Annotated in this window: 15 protein-coding genes and 1 pseudogene; 13 read left to right on the top strand and 3 right to left on the bottom strand. The window is 71.7% G+C overall.

The features are described 5' to 3' along the window. Nucleotides 1–265: 265 nt before the first annotated feature. Nucleotides 266–2,635, bottom strand: a complete 2,370-nt coding sequence (locus AB0937_RS01755; protein ID WP_366708957.1) for a SulP family inorganic anion transporter — start codon at nt 2,633–2,635, stop codon at nt 266–268. 292 nt (nt 2,636–2,927) lie between these two features. On the opposite strand from AB0937_RS01755, the gene AB0937_RS01760 reads away from it, so the two are divergent. Together AB0937_RS01760 and AB0937_RS01765 are read left to right on the top strand one after the other, a co-directional pair. Next, nucleotides 2,928–4,193, top strand: coding sequence for a hypothetical protein (locus AB0937_RS01760; RefSeq protein ID WP_366708958.1), 1,266 nt, complete (start codon nt 2,928–2,930; stop codon nt 4,191–4,193). 90 nt (nt 4,194–4,283) lie between these two features. Continuing rightward, complete coding sequence (locus AB0937_RS01765; RefSeq protein ID WP_366708959.1) at nt 4,284–5,108, top strand: oxidoreductase; 825 nt, start codon at nt 4,284–4,286, stop codon at nt 5,106–5,108. A 335-nt stretch (nt 5,109–5,443) separates the two neighbouring features. Here AB0937_RS01765 and AB0937_RS01770 read toward each other — a convergent pair whose 3' ends face one another. After that, nucleotides 5,444–6,277 (bottom strand): HAD-IB family hydrolase, encoded by an 834-nt coding sequence (locus tag AB0937_RS01770; RefSeq protein ID WP_366708960.1) that lies wholly within the window; start codon nt 6,275–6,277, stop codon nt 5,444–5,446. Nucleotides 6,278–6,860: 583 nt separating this feature from the next. Between AB0937_RS01770 and ssd the strand changes: the two genes are divergently transcribed. The 7 genes and pseudogenes from ssd to AB0937_RS01805 form a co-directional block, all read left to right on the top strand. Further along, on the top strand, nt 6,861–7,964 hold the full coding sequence (gene ssd / locus AB0937_RS01775) for a septum site-determining protein Ssd (protein ID WP_366708961.1): 1,104 nt from the start codon (nt 6,861–6,863) through the stop codon (nt 7,962–7,964). Further along, a complete protein-coding gene (locus AB0937_RS01780; protein WP_366708962.1) occupies nt 7,961–9,181 on the top strand; it encodes a TadA family conjugal transfer-associated ATPase in 1,221 nt (406 codons plus the stop codon). The genes ssd and AB0937_RS01780 overlap by 4 nt, the downstream gene beginning before the upstream one ends. Beyond that, nucleotides 9,165–10,037, top strand: coding sequence for a type II secretion system F family protein (locus AB0937_RS01785; protein WP_366708963.1), 873 nt, complete (start codon nt 9,165–9,167; stop codon nt 10,035–10,037). Before AB0937_RS01780 ends, AB0937_RS01785 begins: the two co-directional genes overlap by 17 nt. Beyond that, nucleotides 10,034–10,825, top strand: coding sequence for a type II secretion system F family protein (locus AB0937_RS01790; protein ID WP_366708964.1), 792 nt, complete (start codon nt 10,034–10,036; stop codon nt 10,823–10,825). The genes AB0937_RS01785 and AB0937_RS01790 overlap by 4 nt, the downstream gene beginning before the upstream one ends. A gap of 70 nt (nt 10,826–10,895) precedes the next feature. Beyond that, on the top strand, nt 10,896–11,105 hold the full coding sequence (locus tag AB0937_RS01795) for a DUF4244 domain-containing protein (RefSeq protein WP_366708965.1): 210 nt from the start codon (nt 10,896–10,898) through the stop codon (nt 11,103–11,105). After that, nucleotides 11,092–11,451 carry a TadE family type IV pilus minor pilin gene (locus AB0937_RS01800; RefSeq protein ID WP_366708966.1) on the top strand — a complete coding sequence of 120 codons (360 nt, stop codon included), beginning with the start codon at nt 11,092–11,094 and terminating at the stop codon, nt 11,449–11,451. Before AB0937_RS01795 ends, AB0937_RS01800 begins: the two co-directional genes overlap by 14 nt. Then, nucleotides 11,448–11,813 (top strand): annotated as a pseudogene (locus AB0937_RS01805) (Rv3654c family TadE-like protein); the annotation flags it as partial. The gene AB0937_RS01800 and the pseudogene AB0937_RS01805, both read left to right, overlap by 4 nt. On the opposite strand, the gene AB0937_RS01810 reads toward AB0937_RS01805, so the two are convergent. Then, nucleotides 11,794–14,442: a DEAD/DEAH box helicase gene (locus AB0937_RS01810; RefSeq protein WP_366708967.1), complete on the bottom strand. Its 2,649-nt coding sequence runs from the start codon at nt 14,440–14,442 to the stop codon at nt 11,794–11,796. The pseudogene AB0937_RS01805 and the gene AB0937_RS01810 overlap by 20 nt on opposite strands. Nucleotides 14,443–14,521: 79 nt before the next feature. On the opposite strand from AB0937_RS01810, the gene bldG reads away from it, so the two are divergent. From bldG to AB0937_RS01830, 4 genes are all read left to right on the top strand, one after another. Then, nucleotides 14,522–14,863 (top strand): anti-sigma factor antagonist BldG, encoded by a 342-nt coding sequence (gene bldG / locus AB0937_RS01815; RefSeq protein WP_003991900.1) that lies wholly within the window; start codon nt 14,522–14,524, stop codon nt 14,861–14,863. A 121-nt stretch (nt 14,864–14,984) separates the two neighbouring features. After that, the gene (locus AB0937_RS01820) at nt 14,985–15,422 is read left to right on the top strand and encodes an ATP-binding protein (protein WP_366708968.1); all 438 of its coding nucleotides are present in this window, start codon (nt 14,985–14,987) and stop codon (nt 15,420–15,422) included. Nucleotides 15,423–15,699: 277 nt separating this feature from the next. Further along, nucleotides 15,700–18,105: a sodium-translocating pyrophosphatase gene (locus AB0937_RS01825; RefSeq protein WP_366708969.1), complete on the top strand. Its 2,406-nt coding sequence runs from the start codon at nt 15,700–15,702 to the stop codon at nt 18,103–18,105. A 195-nt stretch (nt 18,106–18,300) separates the two neighbouring features. Further along, entirely contained in the window at nt 18,301–18,891 is a 591-nt protein-coding gene (locus tag AB0937_RS01830) for a small secreted protein (protein ID WP_366708970.1), read from the top strand. Nucleotides 18,892–18,932: the final 41 nt, after the last annotated feature.

Here is an 18,932-nt window from a genome sequence, read left to right on the forward strand (position 1 = left end):
TCTCGGTCGGGACCGGGGTCATCCGTACCCACGGACGCCGACCAGGGAAAGTTCACCGGCGGGAGGGCCGGCGGTCGCCGGGAGCCCGGTCCGGCTCGGTGGGACGGGGGTGGTGCGGGCCGGTGGTGCGGTGAGGGCGGGGCGTGCCGTGAGGCCGGTGGGCACGGGGTGTGCCGTGAAGCCGGCGGGCCGGGGGTGCGAGGAGTGTGTGGCCGGCCGGGGCGCCGGGCGGGAAGACGTCCTGCCCGGCGCCCCGGTGCCTGGCTCATGCCGTCAGGTCGGACTCCCGTACGCGGTCGAACACGCCACCCGCGTCCGTCTCGGTGAGCAGGTACGCCTCGGCCTCGCCCACGTGGAAGTACATCCCGTGCAGCTCAAGGAGGCCCTCGTCGATGGCCCGGGCCACCGAGTCGTGCGCGCGCAGGTGCTCCAGCTGCTGGACCACGTTGGTCAGGCAGAGCTGCTCGACCGCGTCCTTGGGAGAGCGCCCGGCCAGCCTGCCCCACGGCAGACGGTCGTCGGCCATGCGCTCCAGGCTCGGCAGCCCGTGCCGCAGCCACCGCTTCAGCGGGGTTCGGGCGCCGCCCGGCTCGGAGCTGAGCAGCGCCTGCATGGCGCCGCATCCCGAGTGCCCGCACACCGTGATGGACCGCACCTGCAGCACGTCCACGGCGTACTCGATCGCCGCCGCCACCGAGTCGTCGCCGCTCTCCTCGCCCGGGCGCGGAACGAGGTTGCCCACGTTGCGCACGACGAACAGGTCGCCCGGTCCACTGGAGGTGATCATCGAGGTGACCAGCCGGGAATCGGCACAGGTCAGGAAGAGCTGCGAAGGCTGCTGCCCCTCTCTCGCAAGCCGGGCCAGCTCGCTGCGCACCAGGGGAGCGGTGTTGCGCTGGAACGCGCTGATGCCACGCGCCAGTTCGTGCCCGCTGGCTCCGCCGGTACCCGTCGGGTCCGGCTCGGAGCGGTCCGACCCGTCCGGGTTCTTCTCGGCAGGGGGTACGGACTGGGGGCCGTCGCACTGGTGGTTGCGCCAGGGTGTCCAGGGCCGGCAGCGGCAGTCGCCGGAGGCCTGGGGCTCGGAGATGCGGGTGCCGGGATGCCGCCCGGTGATCTCGACGGTGCCGCCCTGCGCGGTGTGCGTCTTCTGCCAGTCCTGCAACGTCTCGTACGCGGCGTGGTCCATGAACGACCCGTCCAGTTCGACGACGGTGTCGGCGCCGTGGGGCACGAGATGCAGGGCCCGGCTGAGCCGTGGTACCGCGAGGAACGTCAACTGGCCTCTGACCTGTACGTGGTGGACTCCTTCCCTCTCTTCGTGCGTGATGCGGGTGCGGGTGAGGCGGTGCAGGGCCACGCCGACGGCCGTGGCGATGCCGAGTGCCACCCCCTCCAGAACCCCGAGGGAGACCACGCCGAGGGTGGTGACGGCGTAGACCCACACTTCCCGGTGGCGGGTCACCGTGCGGATGTGGTTCAGGGACACCATCTGGATGCCGACGGCCATCACCAGGGCGGCGAGCGAGGCGAGCGGGATGAGCTCCAGGAGCGGGACCATCAGCAGCGCGGCGATCACTACGAGAACGCCGTGCAGCATCGTGGAGTTCCGGCTGACCGCACCCGCGTGGACATTCGCCGAACTCCGCACGGCCACACCGGCGATGGGCAGTCCGCCGAGCGAGCCGGAGACGATGTTGGCGGCGCCCTGCCCGAGCAGTTCGCGGTCGAGGTTCGAGCGTCCGACACGGGGCGACAGACCCGGTCGGCCGGCCACCAGCTTGTCCACGGCGACCGCGCCGAGCAGTGACTGCACGCTGCACACCAGCGTGGTGGTGAGCACGGCGGCGACCAGGCCGAGCACCGGGCCCTCGGGCAGTCCTGCCAGGGCGTGGTTGCTCCAGGACGGCAGGTCGACCTTGGGCAGGCGGAGCCCGGCGAGGGCGGCGGCCGCGGTGGCTCCGGCGACGGCGACGAGCGCCGCCGGGACCTTGCGCAGCAGACGACCGGCCCGGCCGGGCAGTCTCGGCCAGAGCAGCAGCAGCGCCAGCGTCAGGATGCTCACGGACACGGCCGCGGGGCGCATGTGCGCCAACTGGGCGGGCAGCGCGCGGAGGTTGTCCGGGACGGAACTCTGGGGTGTGCCGCCGAGCACGATGTGCAGCTGGGCGACGGCGATGGTGACGCCGATCCCGGCGAGCATGCCGTGCACGATGGCGGGGCTGACGGCGAGGGCGCCACGGGCCACGCGCAGGCAGCCGAGGCCTAGTTGGGCGAGGCCGGCGAGGACGGTGATGGCGCAGGTCGTCCGCCAGCCGTAGCGCTGGATGAGGTCGGCGGTGACGACGGTGAGCCCGGCGGCGGGGCCGCTCACCTGGAGCGGGGAGCCGCCGAGCCGCCCGGCGACCAGCCCGCCCACCGCGGCGGCGACGAGGCCGGCCTGGAGGGGGGCACCGGTGGCCAGGGCGATGCCCAGGGACAGGGGCAGTGCGATCAGGAAGACCGCGATCGAGGCCGACACGTCGGCACCCGCGATCCGGAATCGGCGGGGGCCGGTCGGCGGCGGACTGTGGGGCGGGTGGGTGCGCTCGGTTCGGTTCGGGTCGGCGGCGCGTGTGGGGACGCAGGCTGACATGGTTTTCCCGTCTCCTCCGGGGCTGCGCGGTCGCGTAACGGGGGGTCCGCTCGGGGCGGGGGTATCGGTCGCGGCGGTCACGGCGTAAATCGGCGGGATGAATCAACGCTCGGTAAACGGATCGTAATGCAGAGTAAAGGGCGGGCATAGACTTTACGGGCAAATGGGTTCATAAATCACTCCGAAGAGTGAAGTAGCCCTTTGGTCGGCTTGTCGTACTAATTCCTTCTCGGTCTCGTGCGAATTTTGCGGCGCTGTCCGCACCCGAGAGAAGGAAGAAGGTGGGCGGAACATGGCCGCCACCCACAGGATCGCCGCGGGCTCCGTCATCGCCGTGGTCTGCGCCGCATCGCTCGCCGGCTGCGCGACCGGCACCCCCCGGCAAGAGGCCCCGGAACCGCTGCAGCCGACGCCCGCACAGGCGCCGAAGAGCGCGGTCCGGCTGATCGGAGACGGCTCCACCGCCTACACCGGCGCCCAGCCGCACCTGCCACGCCCCGAACGCCTGCGGCCCGGCCAGAAGCCCCCGCAGTTCGTCGTCTTCTCCTGGGACGGGGCGGGCGAGGACAGCCAGAAGCTGTTCTCGCACTTCCGCAAGGTCGCCAGGGAGAACAACGCGACCATGACGTACTTCCTGAGCGGCGTGTACATGCTGCCGGAGGACCAGCGCGACCGGTACCGCCCGCCGCAGCACTCCCCGGGCCGTTCGGACATCGGCTTCAACGACCGTCACGGCATCGCCGCCACCGCCGAGCAGCTGCGCCTGGCATGGCTGGAGGGCAACGAGGTCGGTACTCACTTCAACGGCCACTTCTGTGGCAGCGGCGGCGGCGTCGGCGAGTGGTCGGTGCAGGACTGGAAGGACGAGATCTCGCAGGCCAAGCAGTTCGTGAAGACCTGGAAGACCAACACCGGCCTGAAAGATGCTTCGCCGCTGCCCTTCGACTACGACAAGGAGCTGATCGGCGCCCGCACGCCCTGCCTGGAGGGCCAGCACAACTTCATGCGCGCCGCGAGCGACCTGGGCTTCCGCTACGACACCAGCGGCGTGAACAACCAGGTCTGGCCGAAGAAGAAGATGGGTCTGTGGGACCTGTCGATGCAGCTCGTGCCGTTCCCCGGCCACTCCTTCGAGCAGCTCACCATGGACTACAACTTCATGGTCAACCAGTCGGGCACCACCACCCAGGGCAACCCCGCGAAGTTCGACTTCTGGGGCGACCAGATGCGGGACGGCCTGCTCAGGGGCTTCTCGCGGGCCTACGACGGCAACCGTGCACCCCTGATCATCGGCAACCACTTCGAGTCCTGGAACGGCGGCACCTACATGCGGGCCGTCGAGGAGGTCATCGAGACGGTGTGCACCAAGGAGGAAGTGCGCTGCGTCTCGTTCCGGCAGCTCGCGGACTGGCTCGACGCCCAGGATCCGAAGACGCTGGAGAAACTGCGCACCCTGCAGGTGGGCCAGGCGCCCAAGGAGGGCTGGGCGTCCTTCCTGTCGGACCGGCCCGCCCCGGCGCCCAAGGGCGTACCCGGGGCTCCGGCGGCCGGGAGGTAGCCCTCAGGGCGGACGTGGTGTGGTGCACGCGCGCGTGAAGATGGCCACTCCGCCGTGGGGCGGGGCCCCGGGGTGCGTAGGGTCGTACTCATGAGTACAGCAGGCGCGAGCGCCGATCCCCTCGCGGCCCTGGGGGCGCTGCCCTCAGTGGCCGATTCCGTGGAGTCCGTACGCAAGGCCGTGGACCGGGTCTACGGGCACCGGATCATGCGGCGGCGCAGCAACGCCATCACCTCCGAGGCCGCTCTGCGCGGCGCCCGCGGCTCGGCCGCGCTGTCCGGTGCGGACTGGGCCCTGGAGGAGGTCCGCCGCCGCACGGACTTCAGCGGCGACGACGAGGCCCGCACCGTGGGCGCCGCCCTGCGGCTCACCGCGGAGGCGGGCCAGCTGCTGTCGATCTGGCGGCAGTCGCCCCTGCGGGTGCTGGCCAGGCTGCACCTGGTGGCCGCGGCGGACAAGGCAGAGCAGGTGGGGCGCCCGCGGAAGGAGGGCGAACCGGTCGACGAGCCACTCGTCGGACTGCCGCTGCCGAGCGCCGCGGAAGCCCACGGCAGGCTGGACGGACTGGCCGGGCTGATCATCGCCGGCGGTTCCGCGCCGGCGCTCGTGACGGCCGCCGTCGTGCACGGCGAACTCCTCGCACTGCGCCCCTTCACCTCCCACAACGGCCTGGTCGCGCGCACTGCCGAGCGCATCGTCCTGGTCGGCAGCGGGCTGGACCCGAAGTCGGTCTGCGCGGCCGAGGTCGGCCACGCGGAACTGGGGCGGGACGCCTACCTGGAGGCCCTCGGCGGGTACGTCTCCGGTACCCCGGAGGGCGTCGCCGCCTGGATCGCCCACTGCGGCAGGGCAGTCGAGCTGGGGGCGCGCGAGTCGATGGCGGTGTGCGAGGCGCTGCAGCGCGGAGCGGCGTGACGTCGTCCGGTCCCAAAAGTGATGCGGCGGTACGAGTTCTCGTACCGCCGCTGGCATGAGCATCGGGTTACCAAGCGTCCTCGATATATGCCCATCAGGTCGGGTGCTTTGCCCGTCACCTGGTGCGGCTGGCCCGTATTCGACGGGTCGACGTCGCGTGGGTGCCCGGTGTTCATGCTCGGTCCGTGGGGCCAAATGCGTTAAAAGGTGATCCTCTCGGATGTCCTTGGTCTCGCGGGCCGTTGAATCCTTTGTACTCCTGCCCCGCAGTGAGCGGAAGCCCAGGTTGTACTTCTTTACTTTCGGGTTCCCGCAAGACGCGGTATCGCTACAGGTCAAGCGACCGTGGCCCGGCGCCGGTTCGCATACCAGACGAGTCCCGCGGTGGCCGCCGCGGCGCCTATCGCGGCGACGGCGACGATCGCCGGGCGCGGCGGCACGGAGAACGCGGGGATGCGCTGCTTGAGCCGGACCGGGCGGTGGAAGTCCAGGATCGGCCACCCGCGCGCGAGGGCCTCACGGCGCAGCGCCCTGTCCGGGTTCACGGCATGGGGGTTGCCGACGGACTCCAGCATCGGCACGTCGGTCGCCGAATCGCTGTAGGCGTAGCAGCGGCTGAGGTCGTACCCCTCGGACTCGGCCAGCTCCCTGATGGCCTCCGCCTTGGTCGGTCCGTAGGCGTAGTACTCCACATCGCCGGTGAAGCAGCCGTCGTCGCCCACGACCATGCGGGTGGCGACCACGCGGTCCGCGCCCAGCAGCTCGCCGATCGGCTCGACCACCTCCGCGCCCGACGTGGACACGATCACGACGTCGCGGCCGGCGGTGTGGTGCTCCTCGATGAGGGAGGCGGCCTCGTCGTAGATGATCGGGTCGATCAGGTCGTGCAGCGTCTCGGCGACGATCTCCTTGACCTGCTGCACGTTCCAGCCGCGGCACAGGGCGGACAGATATGCGCGCATGCGCTCCATCTGGTCGTGGTCCGCGCCGCCGGCGAGGAAGACGAACTGGGCATATGCGGTACGCAAGACGGCCCTGCGGTTGATCAGACCGCCTTGGTAGAACGACTTGCTGAACGTGAGCGTGCTCGACTTCGCAATGACCGTCTTGTCCAGGTCAAAGAAGGCGGCTGTGCGGGGCAACAAGTGGTTTTCCACGCCCCAGAGCATAGGGGCAGCCCATTCGGCGTAAGGTGGGGCGTGTGGGTTTGCCTGAGAAGGCTCTCGGGTACACCATGGAAGTCACGGATCGTTCGCGACCGTGCTAACCCGGCCCGACTCCTCCCCCCCCGAGTCGGCCGTGGGGACGACCCCCGCTCTCCCCCCCGGCGGGGGTCGTCGCATGTCCGGGTGGGTTTTTCCTTCTTCGCACGGCCTCCCAGCCGTTGTGGTGCGGCTTTCCTGCAAGTGTTGTCATGCGCACTACATGTCACACTGTGTGTTCGCCGGGCTGCTCTGTGGAGGTCGTACACAGGGCCTGAGCGGCACACCGGTATGGGTGACGGCGATATTCACAACTCCCGGGACGTCCACAGTTATCCACCAAGATCCACACGATTTCCGGGATCGCTGCACCGTGATTCCCGACGCGTCCCGCTCGCGGCGAGTACATGGCCGGTTCCGAGTACCCGGGAGCGTTTGGCCGGTTTCTGTCGGCCGTTCACAGGGAGGCCGCTTGTCGGTTCTTCCCACCTATGGGAATCGCGGGGCCGCAGTGGCTCTGCGAGTCACGCAGCGAAGGGGGTTGGAAACCGTGGCCGGAACCGTCACACACGATCCGCCGCCGGCCGCCGGAGGGCGGCAGGGAGGACCACTGATCGTCACCGAGGACACCGAACTCCTCGACGACCTGCTGCGCCTGTGCGCGGCAGCGGGCGCCACACCCGAAGTGCACCACGGAGTGCCGGAGCACAGAGGCAGCTGGGAGGCCGCACCGCTCGTCCTGGTCGGTGACGACGCCGCGCGGCGGGTCCGCGGAGTCACCCGCAGAAGGGGCGTCGTCCTCGTCGGCCGGGATCAGGACGACTCCGGGGTGTGGCGGCGGGCCGTCGAGATCGGCGCCGAGCACGTCCTGATGCTCCCCGACGGTGAGCAGTGGCTGGTCGACCGGATCGCCGACGTGGCCGAGGGAGTCGGCCGGCCCGCCCTCACCGTGGGCGTCATCGGCGGCCGGGGCGGGGCCGGAGCGTCCACGCTCGCATGTGCCCTCGCCGTCACCTCCGCGCGGGAGGGACTGCGCACCCTCCTCGTGGACGCCGATCCGCTGGGCGGCGGACTCGATGTCCTCCTGGGCGGGGAGACGGCCGAAGGACTGCGCTGGCCCGCCTTCGCGTCCTCGCGCGGACGGGTCGGCGGCGGAGCCCTGGAGGAGTCGCTGCCCGAACTGCACGCACTGCGGGTGCTCAGCTGGGACCGCGGCGACCGGATCGCGGTCCCGCCGCAGGCGGTGCGCGCGGTGCTCGCGGCGGCCCGGCGCCGGGGCGGCACCGTCGTGGTCGACCTGCCGCGCCGAATCGACGACGGCGTCGCCGAGGTCCTCTCCCAGCTCGACCTGGGCGTGCTGGTGGTGCCCGCCGAGCTGCGGGCCGTCGCGGCCGCGGGACGGGTGACCTCCGCGGTCGGCATGGTCCTGCGGGATCTGCGGGTCGCGGTCCGCGGCCCCTACCCGCCAGGACTCGACGACCGCGAGGTGGCCCGCCTGCTCGGACTCCCTCTGGTCGGCGAGGTTCCGGTCGAGCCGGGCCTGTCCCGCCCGGACGAGGGCACGGCACCCCCGGGCGCCGCCCCGCGAGGACCCCTCGCCCGGTTCTGCAAGGAGTTCTGGGAGCGCGCGCTCGTCGAGGCGGGTACGGCATGAGCACCCTGGCCGGACTCGAGGGCGCGAGCCTGCTCGACGGGGTGCGGCGGTGGCTGGCCGAGAGCGGGGCCGAGCCGACCCCCGCGCGCGTGGCGCAGGCCCTGCGAGAGCAGGGGCGGGTCCTCGGGGACGCCGAAGTCCTGGGGGCCGCCGCACAGTTGCGGTCCGAGCTGGTCGGAAGCGGGCCGCTGGAGCCGCTCCTCGCCGATCCGTCGGTCACGGACGTGCTGGTGTCGGCCCCGGACCGGGTCTGGGTGGACCGGGGCAGCGGACTGGAGCTGACGCCGGTGCGGTTCGCGGACGCGGCGGCCGTGCGGCGTCTCGCCCAGCGTCTCGCCGCGGTGGCCGGACGCCGATTGGACGACGCCCGGCCCTGGGCCGACGCCCGGCTCCCCGACGGGACGCGGCTGCACGCGGTGCTGCCACCGGTGGCCATGGGCTGCGCCTGTCTGTCGCTGCGGGTCGTCAGACCACGCGCCTTCACGCTCGGCGAGCTGGTCGCGGCGGGCACGGTGCCGCCGGGCGGGGACCGCATGCTGCGCGCCCTGCTCGACGCCCGGCTGTCCTTCCTCGTCAGCGGCGGTACCGGCACCGGGAAGACCACGCTGCTGAGTGCCCTCCTGGGGCTGGTGGGACCGGGCGAGCGGATCGTCCTCGCCGAGGACTCGGCGGAACTGCGACCCGACCACCCGCACGTCGTGCGGCTGGAGACCAGACCCGCCAACCAGGAGGGGGCGGGCCTCGTCACCCTCGAGGACCTGGTGCGCCAGGCGCTGCGGATGCGGCCCGACCGGCTGGTCGTGGGCGAGGTGCGCGGGCCCGAAGTGGTGCATCTGCTGGCCGCGTTGAACACCGGCCACGAGGGCGGCTGCGGGACCGTGCACGCCAACGCCGCCGCCGATGTACCGGCCCGCCTGGAGGCGCTCGGTACGGCGGCGGGACTGGACCGGGCCGCACTGCACAGCCAGTTGGCGGCTGCCCTCTCCGTGGTGCTGCACCTGGTGCGCGACCGGGCCGGGCGGCGGCGGATCGCCGAGGTGCACGTGCTGGAGCGGGACGCGTCGGGACTGGTGCGGACGGTGCCGGCGCTGCGGTGGGGCGCGGAGGCATTCGTGCGCGAGTGCGGATGGGAGCGGCTGAGGGCGCTGCTGCGGGGCGGGGTGAGCGGCGTCGAGCCGGGTGAGAAGGAGGGGGCGCGTCATGACCGGGGCGTCTGAGATGTCGGTGGGAGCGGCCGTGGCCTGCATGGGAGCTGCTGTCTGGCTGCTGGGCGAACGCGAGGAGGCGGCGCGGCGGGCGCGACTGCTGCTCGCGGATGGCGGCCACATCGGGAGGGCGTCTCCCGGGTGGCGGCGGACGGCCGACGGGCTGTGGCGCGTCCGCGGGCGGCTGCGCGCCGAGTGGTGGTCGCCGGTGGCCGGGCTGCTGCTGGCGGTGCTCGGGACGTCGGTGCTGCCGGCCGTCCTGGGACTGGCCGGGGTGCCGTTGCTGCGGCGCGCACGGCTGGCCGGCCGGGCGCGGCGGGACCGGGAACGCCGGACGGACGAGGTGATCGCGCTGTGCGGGGCGCTCGCCGGCGAGGTGCGGGCCGGACGGCAACCGGGAGAGGCGCTGCTCCGGGCCGCCCGGGACTGCGACGGACTCGCGGACGCCCAGTCGACGGTGCTGGCGGCGGCGCGGTTCGGCGGTGACGTGCCGGACGCACTCGCCACGGCGGCACGGCAACCGGGTGCCGAGGGGCTGCGCGGACTCGCGGCGTGCTGGCGGGTGGCCGTGGACCAAGGGGCGGGGCTCGCGGCCGGGCTCGACCGGCTCGCCGCGGCCCTGCGCGCCGAGCGCGACCAACAGCAGGACCTGCGAGCCCAGTTGGCGGGCGCCCGGGCCACGGCGGTGATGCTCGCCGGGTTGCCGGCTCTGGGGCTGCTCATCGGCACCGCCCTGGGCGCCGACCCTCTCCACGTGCTGCTGCACACCGGGGCGGGGCTGGGCTGCCTGGCGGTGGGCGGAGTGCTGGAGGGCGTGGGGCTGTGGTGGGTGCGGCGGATCGTGCGGGGCGTGGAGGCGGCGGCATGAGCGGGGACGTCGTCCACAGGCTGGGGGCAGCCGTGGGGATCGTGCTGGCCGCCGCATGGGTGGCGCGTCGGCTGATGCGGGCACGGCGCCGTCGGAGGATGCGACGGCGGCTGACCGAGCTGTCCGGGATCCGGGAAGCTGCTGTCGCCGTCCCCCTGCCGGAATGGCGCGGGGTCGCCCGGAGGTGGTCGGCCCCCGTGGGCGTGGCGTGCGCCGGGTGGCTGCTGGTCGGAGGCCTCGCCGGGGCCGCGGTGGGACTTGGCGGTGCGGTGGGGGTGTGGCGGTGGCGGCTGAGGCGGGAGACGGCCGGGACGGACGCGGGCGCACCGAGCCTCGCCGAGGCGTCCCGGCAACTGCCCCTCGCCGCCGACCTGCTGGCGGCGTGCGTCGCGGCGGGCGCAGGCCCGGTCGTCGCGGCACAAGCGGTGGGTGAGGCCTTGGGCGGGCCCGTCGGCGATGCCCTCGCCCAGGGTGCGGCGGAGGTGCGGTTGGGCGGTGAACCGGGCTCGGCCTGGCGGAGGTTGGGTGCACTGCCGGGTTCCGGAGGTCTGGCTCGGCTTCTCGAGCGGGCCGATGTGTCCGGGGTGCCCGCGGCGGTGCCGGTCGCGCGGCTCGCCGCTGAGGCCCGGGCGGACTGGGGCCGTGCCGCGTCGGCCAGGGCCCGCCGGGCGGGTGTGATGGTCAGCGCGCCCGTTGGGCTCTGCTTCCTGCCCGCGTTCATCGCGGTCGGCGTGCTGCCCGTGGTGATCGGACTCGCGGGCGGGGTGTTCGGAGGGGGTGGTGGATGACGCGGCGACGGACCCGGAACAAGTGAGTGACGACAAACGGAAGTTCGAACTCTTTCCTACGGGGGTTGAGATGTATCAGGCGGTACGGGCACGGCTGTGTGCCCTGGTGTGCGGGATGCGTGCGGCGCGGCGGGACGCGGGGATGGTCACGTCCGAGTACGCGATGGGAATCGTGGCCGCGGTGGCGTTCGCCGTGGTGCTCTACAAGGTCGTCACGAGCGGCCCGGTCAGTGCGGAGCTGCAGAACATCGTGAAGGGCGCCCTCGATGCGCGGATGTGAGCGGGGCGCCGATCGGGGCTTCGTCACGGCGGAGTCGGCCGTGGTGCTGCCCGTGCTGGTGATGTTCGCGATGGCGCTGGTGTGGGGGCTGCTGGTGGTGGCGGCACAGATCCAGTGCGTGGACGCGGCGCGGACCGGCGCGCGTGCGGCGGCCCGCCAGGACCCGCCTGGCGCGGTCGTGGAGCTGACCCGGGAGGCGGCGCCGCCCGGCGCGAAGGTGACGGTCAGCCGGGACGCGCAGCACGTCCGGGTGACCGTCGTGGCCGAGCCGCCGGTGCTGCGCGGTCTGTCCTTCGCCGTGCGCGAGGAGGCCGTGGCGTCGGTGGAGGAGACGGTGGGCACGTGAGCGGGTGCAGAGGGGAAGCGGGCTCGGGCCGGGGATCGGCCGGGGGCGTGGACCGGGGGTCCGCCACCGTCTGGAGTGTCGGGGCCGTTGCCGTCCTGTGTGTGGTGTTCGGTGTCGTGCTCGCGCTCGGGCAGGCCGTCGTGCTCCGGCATCGCGCGGCGGGCGGTGCCGATCTCGCGGCGCTCGCCGCGGCGGACCACTGGGCCGACGGGGGTGCGGCGGCCTGCGGCCGGGCGGGCCGGGTGGCCCGGGCGCAGGGCGTGCGGCTGGTGCGGTGCGAGGTCGCCGGGGAGATCTCGGACGTGACGGCGGCGTCGGGCCGGGGGCCGTTCACGGTGGAGGTCAGGGCGCGAGCGGGCCCTCCGACGGCTCGGCTGGATCTCCCGGCTGCTGCCGGGGTGCCTCGTTCCCGGGCGCCTCGCCCTCAGGCGCTTGGTCCCCGGGCGCCTCGCCCTCAGGCGCTTGGTCCCCGGATGCCTCGCCCCCTGGCGCCCGGTCCCCCGGGGTCTCGCCCCCTGGCGCCTCGTCCCCCGGCTGCTTCTCCTCCGGAGCCCCCTCCAGCAGCACGGTGAGGAGCCGCACCGCCCCCCTCTTGTGCAGCGGGTCGTTGCCGTTGCCGCACTTGGGGGACTGGATGCAGGACGGGCAGCCGGCGTCGCACTCGCAGGACGCGATGGCCTGGCGGGTGGCGGTCAGCCAGGTGCGGGCGGTGTGGAAGGCGCGCTCGGCGAAGCCCGCGCCGCCCGGGTGGCCGTCGTAGACGAAGACCGTGGGCAGGAGCGTGTCGGGGTGGAGCGGGATCGACACGCCGCCGATGTCCCAGCGGTCGCAGGTCGCGAAGAGGGGCAGCAGGCCGATCGACGCGTGTTCGGCGGCGTGCAGGGAGCCGCCGAGGATCTCCGGGTCGATCCGGGCCCGGTCCAGCTGGTCCTCGGTGACGGTCCACCACACGGCGCGGGTGCGCAGCGTACGAGGAGGGAGGTCGAGTTTCGTCTCACCCAGGACCTCACCCGTGATGAGCCGACGGCGCAGGAAGGAGACGACCTGGTTGGTGACCTCGACGGAGCCGTAGCAGAGGCGGCCGTCGCCCCAGGGGACCTCCACGTCCGTCTCCAGGACGGAGATGGACGTGGTGTCGCGGGCGACCGTGGAGTACGGCGGGGCGGCCTCCTCGACGAGGGCGACGGATTCCTCCAGGTCCAGCGACCGCACCAGGTAGGTGCGGCCCTGGTGGAGGTGGACCGCCCCCTCGTGCACCGTCGAGTGCGCGGCTCCGGCGTCGACCGTGCCGAGCAGCCTGCCCGTGCCGGTCTCGACGACCTGGACCGGGCGTCCGCCCTCACCGCGGATGTCCGTCAGGTCGGCGGCACGCTCGCGGCGGGTCCAGTGCCAGGCCCTGGTGCGGCGGCGCAGCAGCTTCGCGGCCTCCAGCTGGGGCAACAGGTCCTCGCTGGCCGGGCCGAACAGGGCGAGGTCCTCATCCGTCAGGGGCAGTTCCGCGGCGGCCGCGCACAGGTGCGGCGCCAGCACGTACGGGTTGTCGGGATCGAGGACGGTCGATTCGACCGGCCGGTCGAACAGGGCCTCGGGGTGGTGGACGAGGAAAGTGTCCAGCGGGTCGTCGCGGGCGACGAGAACGGCCAGCGCCCCCTGCCCGGACCGTCCGGCCCGGCCCGCCTGCTGCCACAGGGAGGCCCGCGTGCCCGGGTAGCCGGCGATGACGACCGCGTCGAGACCGGAGATGTCGATGCCGAGTTCGAGGGCGTTCGTCGCGGCGAGGCCCAGCAGTTCACCCGAATGGAGGGCTTGTTCGAGCGCGCGGCGCTCTTCCGGGAGATAGCCGCCCCGGTACGCCGCGACACGCCGGGACAGCGACCGGTCGATCTCGGCCAGACGCTCCTGGGAGATGACGGAGATCAGCTCGGCGCCGCGCCGGGAGCGGACGAAGACGACCGAGCGCACGCCCTGCACGGTGAGGTCGGTCAGCAGGTCGGCGGCCTCCGCGGTGGCCGTGCGGCGGACCGGGGCTCCCTTCTCGCCATGCAGCTCGGTCAGCGGCGGTTCCCACAGGGCGAACACCAGTTCACCGCGAGGGGAGGCGTCGTCGGCCACCTCCAGCACCGGCAGCCCGGTGAGGCGGCGGGCGGCCACCGCGGGTTCCGCGGCCGTCGCCGAGGCCAGCAGGAACACGGGCGACGCGCCGTAGCGGGCACACAGGCGGCGGAGCCGGCGCAGCACCTGGGCGACGTGCGAGCCGAAGACACCGCGATAGGTGTGGCACTCGTCGATCACGACGTACTTCAGCGACTTCAGGAAGGAGGACCAGCGAGGATGGGACGGCAGGATGCCCCGGTGCAGCATGTCCGGGTTGGTCAGGACGTAGTTGCCGTACTGGCGGATCCACTCGCGTTCCTCGAACGGAGTGTCGCCGTCGTACACGGCTGCGCGTACCGAATGGCCCAAGGGGTGTGAAAGTTCCTTCACGGACCGGCACTGGTCCGCCGCGAGCGCCTTGGTGGGGGCCAGGTAGAGGGCCGTCGCGCCTCGGCCGTTCGGGGCCTCGGCGCCGTCCATGAGGGTGGACAGGACGGGCACGAGGTAGGCCAGGGACTTGCCGGAGGCGGTGCCGGTGGCGACGACGACCGAGTCGCCGTCCAGGGCGTGCTCGGCCGCCCGTGCCTGGTGGGCCCAGGGATGCTCGATGCCCGCGGCCGCCACGGCCGCCACGACCTCCGGGCGGATCCGGTCGGGCCAGACGGCATGGCGACCCTCACGCGGGGGCAAGTGCTCCGTATGAGTAATACGCGAAGCCCTGCTCGGACCGGACGCGAGCCGGTCCAGGACCGCGCCCGGCGCGGGCCGGGAGGCGGGGTCCGTCGGGGTTCGATCGGATCGGTGATTCTTGGCCATCGGCACCGAGTGTGTCACTGGCGTGACGGACAATGGAGCCAAGGCGTCGTGCACGCCTGCCGGTAAGTGATTGAATGCCATCGCGGCTGGCGAAGCGTCCAGGGGCTGAAGCCGAATGCCCCTAAGGGCGACCGCTCGATAGCAAGGTGCTGGAGGATCCGTGGACCTGTCCCTGTCGACCGAAACCATGGGCGATCGCACGATCGTCAGGGTCGGTGGCGAAATCGACGTATATACCGCGCCCAAGCTGCGCGAGCAGTTGGTCGAGCTGGTGAACGACGGCAGTTTCCACCTTGTCGTCGACATGGAGGGCGTGGACTTCCTCGACTCCACCGGGCTCGGCGTACTGGTCGGCGGCCTGAAGCGCGTGCGGGCCCATGAGGGCTCACTGCGCCTGGTCTGCAACCAGGAGCGCATTCTGAAGATCTTCCGTATCACCGGCCTCACCAAGGTGTTCCCGATTCACACCTCGGTCGAGGAAGCGGTTGCGGCCACCGACTGACGCCGGTCCCGGGCCCTCGGCCCGGGCCGGCCGATGTTCGGCGAAAGTGAAGACCGAGGGGGCCCGGGTTTCGGCGGCCCGGAGCCCCTCGACAGCACGCCCGTGATTGCGAGGGGGATGCATGGCCACCGTTGAGCTCCGCTTCAGCGCGCTGCCCGAGCACGTCAGGACCGCCCGGCTGGTGGCGGCAGCGGTGGCGCGCAGGGCCGGGGTGGACGAGGCCGTCCTCGACGAGGTCAGGCTCGCCGTCGGCGAGGCGTGCACCCGAGCCGTCGGGCTGCACCAGACCGGCCGGATCTCGGCCCCGGTGAAGGTGCTGCTGATCGAGGAGGAGAAGCAGTTCTCCATCGAGGTCGGCGACGAGGCCGCGCACGCGGTGGCCGGTGAGCGCGGGCCGGGCGCCGGACCCGGTGACCCCGACGGTGAGGCCGACGAGGACGAGATGGGTCTCGCGGTCATCAGCGGACTCGTCGACGACGTCGAGGTCAGCGCCGGAGAGCACGGCGGGCTGATCAAGATGACCTGGCCGACCACGCCGCCGCCGACGATTCTGGTCTGACACCGCCACCGCTCGCACCCGTATCTCCGAAGGGCCCCACCACCCGTGGGGCCCTTCGTCGTGTGCGGGTGTCAGTGCTCGCCTTTACAGTAGTTCCTGTGCCGTTCATCGCGTGAATTCGTTCACGATCATTCGCGTGCTCCCCGGCAGCCTCGGAATGCTTTTGAGGCATTACCTCGGAAGGCCAATTCCGTTTATCGCGCTCTGTTTTGATCAGGTTCCGGTACCTACAATCCCGTCCACATCTTGAGCTCAGCCCAAGCGTCAAGGAGGACGAATGGCGGGGCTTTCCCTCTCACAACAGTCGGGCCATCCCACAGACCTCGCAGCCGCCGTGCTGACCGATGGCAACCGCGTTCTCATCGTGGTCATCGCGGTCGTCGCACTGGCGGCGCTGGCGGTCGCGGGCGTCCTGGTGCGCCAGGTGCTCGCGGCCGGCGAGGGCACCGACAGCATGAAGAAGATCGCGGCGGCGGTCCAGGAAGGGGCGAACGCCTATCTGGCCCGGCAGCTGCGCACACTCGGCGTATTCGCCGTGGTCGTGTTCTTCCTGCTCATGCTGCTGCCCGCGGACGACTGGAGTCAGCGTGCCGGACGGTCGGTGTTCTTTCTGATCGGAGCGGCGTTCTCGGCGGCCACCGGCTATATCGGCATGTGGCTCGCCGTGCGCAGCAATGTGCGTGTCGCCGCGGCGGCGCGTGAAGCCACTCCGGCTCAAGGCGAGCCGGAAAAGGATCTGACCGCCGTCTCGCACAAGGCGATGAAGATCGCCTTTCGCACGGGTGGCGTGGTCGGCATGTTCACGGTGGGCCTCGGCCTGCTCGGTGCCTCCTGCGTGGTGCTGGTGTACGCGGCCGACGCGCCGAAGGTGCTCGAGGGCTTCGGCCTCGGGGCCGCGCTGATCGCCATGTTCATGCGTGTCGGTGGCGGCATCTTCACCAAGGCCGCCGACGTCGGCGCCGACCTGGTCGGCAAGGTCGAGCAGGGCATTCCGGAGGACGATCCGCGCAATGCCGCGACCATCGCCGACAACGTGGGCGACAACGTCGGCGACTGCGCCGGCATGGCGGCCGACCTTTTCGAGTCGTACGCCGTGACGCTGGTGGCCGCGCTGATCCTGGGCTCGGCGGCGTTCGGGGACGCGGGGCTCGGCTTCCCGCTGCTCGTGCCGGCGATCGGTGTGATCACCGCCATGATCGGCATCTTCGCGGTGGCGCCCAGGCACGCCGACCGCAGCGGCATGAGCGCGATCAACCGCGGCTTCTTCATCTCCGCGGTGATCTCGCTGGTGCTGGTGGCGGTGGCCGTCTTCGTCTATCTGCCGGGGAAGTACTCCGAGCTCGACGGGGTCACCGACGCCGCGATCCAGGGCAAGGACGGCGACCCGCGGATCCTCGCGCTCGTCGCGGTGGCCATCGGCATCGTGCTCGCCGCCCTCATCCAGCAACTGACCGGCTACTTCACCGAGACCACCCGCCGACCCGTCAGGGACATCGGCAAGACCTCGCTCACCGGCCCGGCCACCGTCGTCCTGGCCGGTATCTCCGTCGGTCTCGAATCCGCCGTCTACACCGCCCTGTTGATCGGTCTCGGTGTGTACGGGGCGTTCCTGCTCGGCGGCACATCGATCATGCTGGCGCTGTTCGCGGTGGCGCTGGCCGGCACCGGCCTGCTCACCACCGTCGGTGTGATCGTCGCGATGGACACCTTCGGGCCCGTCTCCGACAACGCGCAGGGCATCGCGGAGATGTCCGGTGACGTCGAGGGCGCGGGCGCGCAGGTGCTCACCGACCTGGACGCGGTCGGCAACACCACCAAGGCGATCACCAAGGGCATCGCGATCGCCACGGCCGTGCTCGCGGCGGCGGCACTGTTCGGGTCGTACCGCGACGCGATCTTCACCGGCGCACGGGACGTGGGCGAGAAACTCAGCGGGGACGGCGCCCCGATGAGTCTGATGATGGACATCTCGCAGCCCAACAACCTCGTGGGACTCATCGCCGGCGCGGCGGTCGTCTTCCTCTTCTCGGGGCTGGCGATCAACGCCGTGTCGCGGTCGGCGGGTTCCGTGGTCTACGAGGTGCGGCGGCAGTTCCGTGAGAAACCCGGGATCATGGACTTCACCGAGAAACCGGAGTACGGCAAGGTCGTCGACATCTGCACCAAGGACGCCCTGCGCGAGCTCGCCACGCCCGGTCTGCTGGCCGTGATGGCGCCCATCTTCATCGGGTTCACGCTCGGTGTCGGCCCGCTCGGGGCGTTCCTGGCGGGCGCGATCGGCGCGGGCACGCTGATGGCCGTGTTCCTCGCCAACTCCGGTGGCGCCTGGGACAACGCCAAGAAACTCGTCGAGGACGGCCACCACGGCGGCAAGGGCAGCGAGGCGCACGCGGCGACCGTGATCGGAGACACGGTCGGCGACCCCTTCAAGGACACCGCGGGGCCCGCGATCAACCCGCTGCTGAAGGTCATGAACCTGGTGTCGCTGCTCATCGCGCCCGCGGTGATCAAGTTCTCCTACGGTCCGGACCGGAGCATCGGGGTGCGGATCCTGGTCGCCGTCCTGGCGTTCCTCGTGATCGCCGGGGCTGTGTACGTGTCAAAGCGGCGCGGAATCGCCATGGGTGACGAAGACAACGCCGACGCGGAGCCCAAGTCGGCGGATCCGGCGGTCGTTTCATAGGGAGGTTCCCCAGGCCCAGCTCAAGGCGCGGGCGGGCGGCGCGGATTGACGCGTCGCCCGCCCGCGCTGTGTGGGTACACGATCATCACGCGTGAGCCTTCTCTCGCCTGATACAAAAGGTTACAAAACGGTTTTATTGGACGTCCGGCGTGCGGTTGTCGTGCATCTGGCGTGTATGTTCCGGGGCCGAGAGCCATGGAAGGGACCAATCCGGTGAACAAGAAGCTCGCGGCCGCACTGTCCGGCGGTGCGGTACTGGTACTGGCGCTGTCGGGCTGCGGCGGCGACGACAGCAACGACAAGCTGGACTCCTGGGCCAAGCAGGTCTGTGACGCGGTACAGCCGCAGGCCAAGAAGATCGAGTCGGCCAATGCCGCGATCCAGAAGGAGACCTCGGACAACAGCACGCCGAAGGACGTCCAGAAGACCGACGCCCAGGCCTTCCAGGACATGTCCGACGCCTACAAGGCGATCGGGACCGCCGTGAACAAGGCCGGGGCACCCGACGTCGAGAACGGCGAGAAGAAGCAGAAGGACGCGGTCAAGGAGCTCAACGCGATCTCCACCTCGTACGCCTCGCTGAAGAAGCAGGTCGACGAGCTCGACACCAAGGACCAGGGCAAGTTCGCAGACGGTCTGAAGGAGATCGCCACCGAGCTGGACAAGCTGAGCCAGAGCGGGAACGACGCCCTCAGGAACCTGGAGGAGGGCGAGGTCGGCCAGGCGATGGCCCAGCAGTCCAGCTGCAAGGCGGCCACGGCGCCGGCCGGAGCCTCCCAGAGCTGAGGACCGAAAGCCGGGCGGCAGGGGCGGTTCCACCCCGCACG

The organism is Streptomyces sp. NPDC047880, from assembly GCF_040706515.1.
GTDB lineage: Bacteria > Actinomycetota > Actinomycetes > Streptomycetales > Streptomycetaceae > Streptomyces.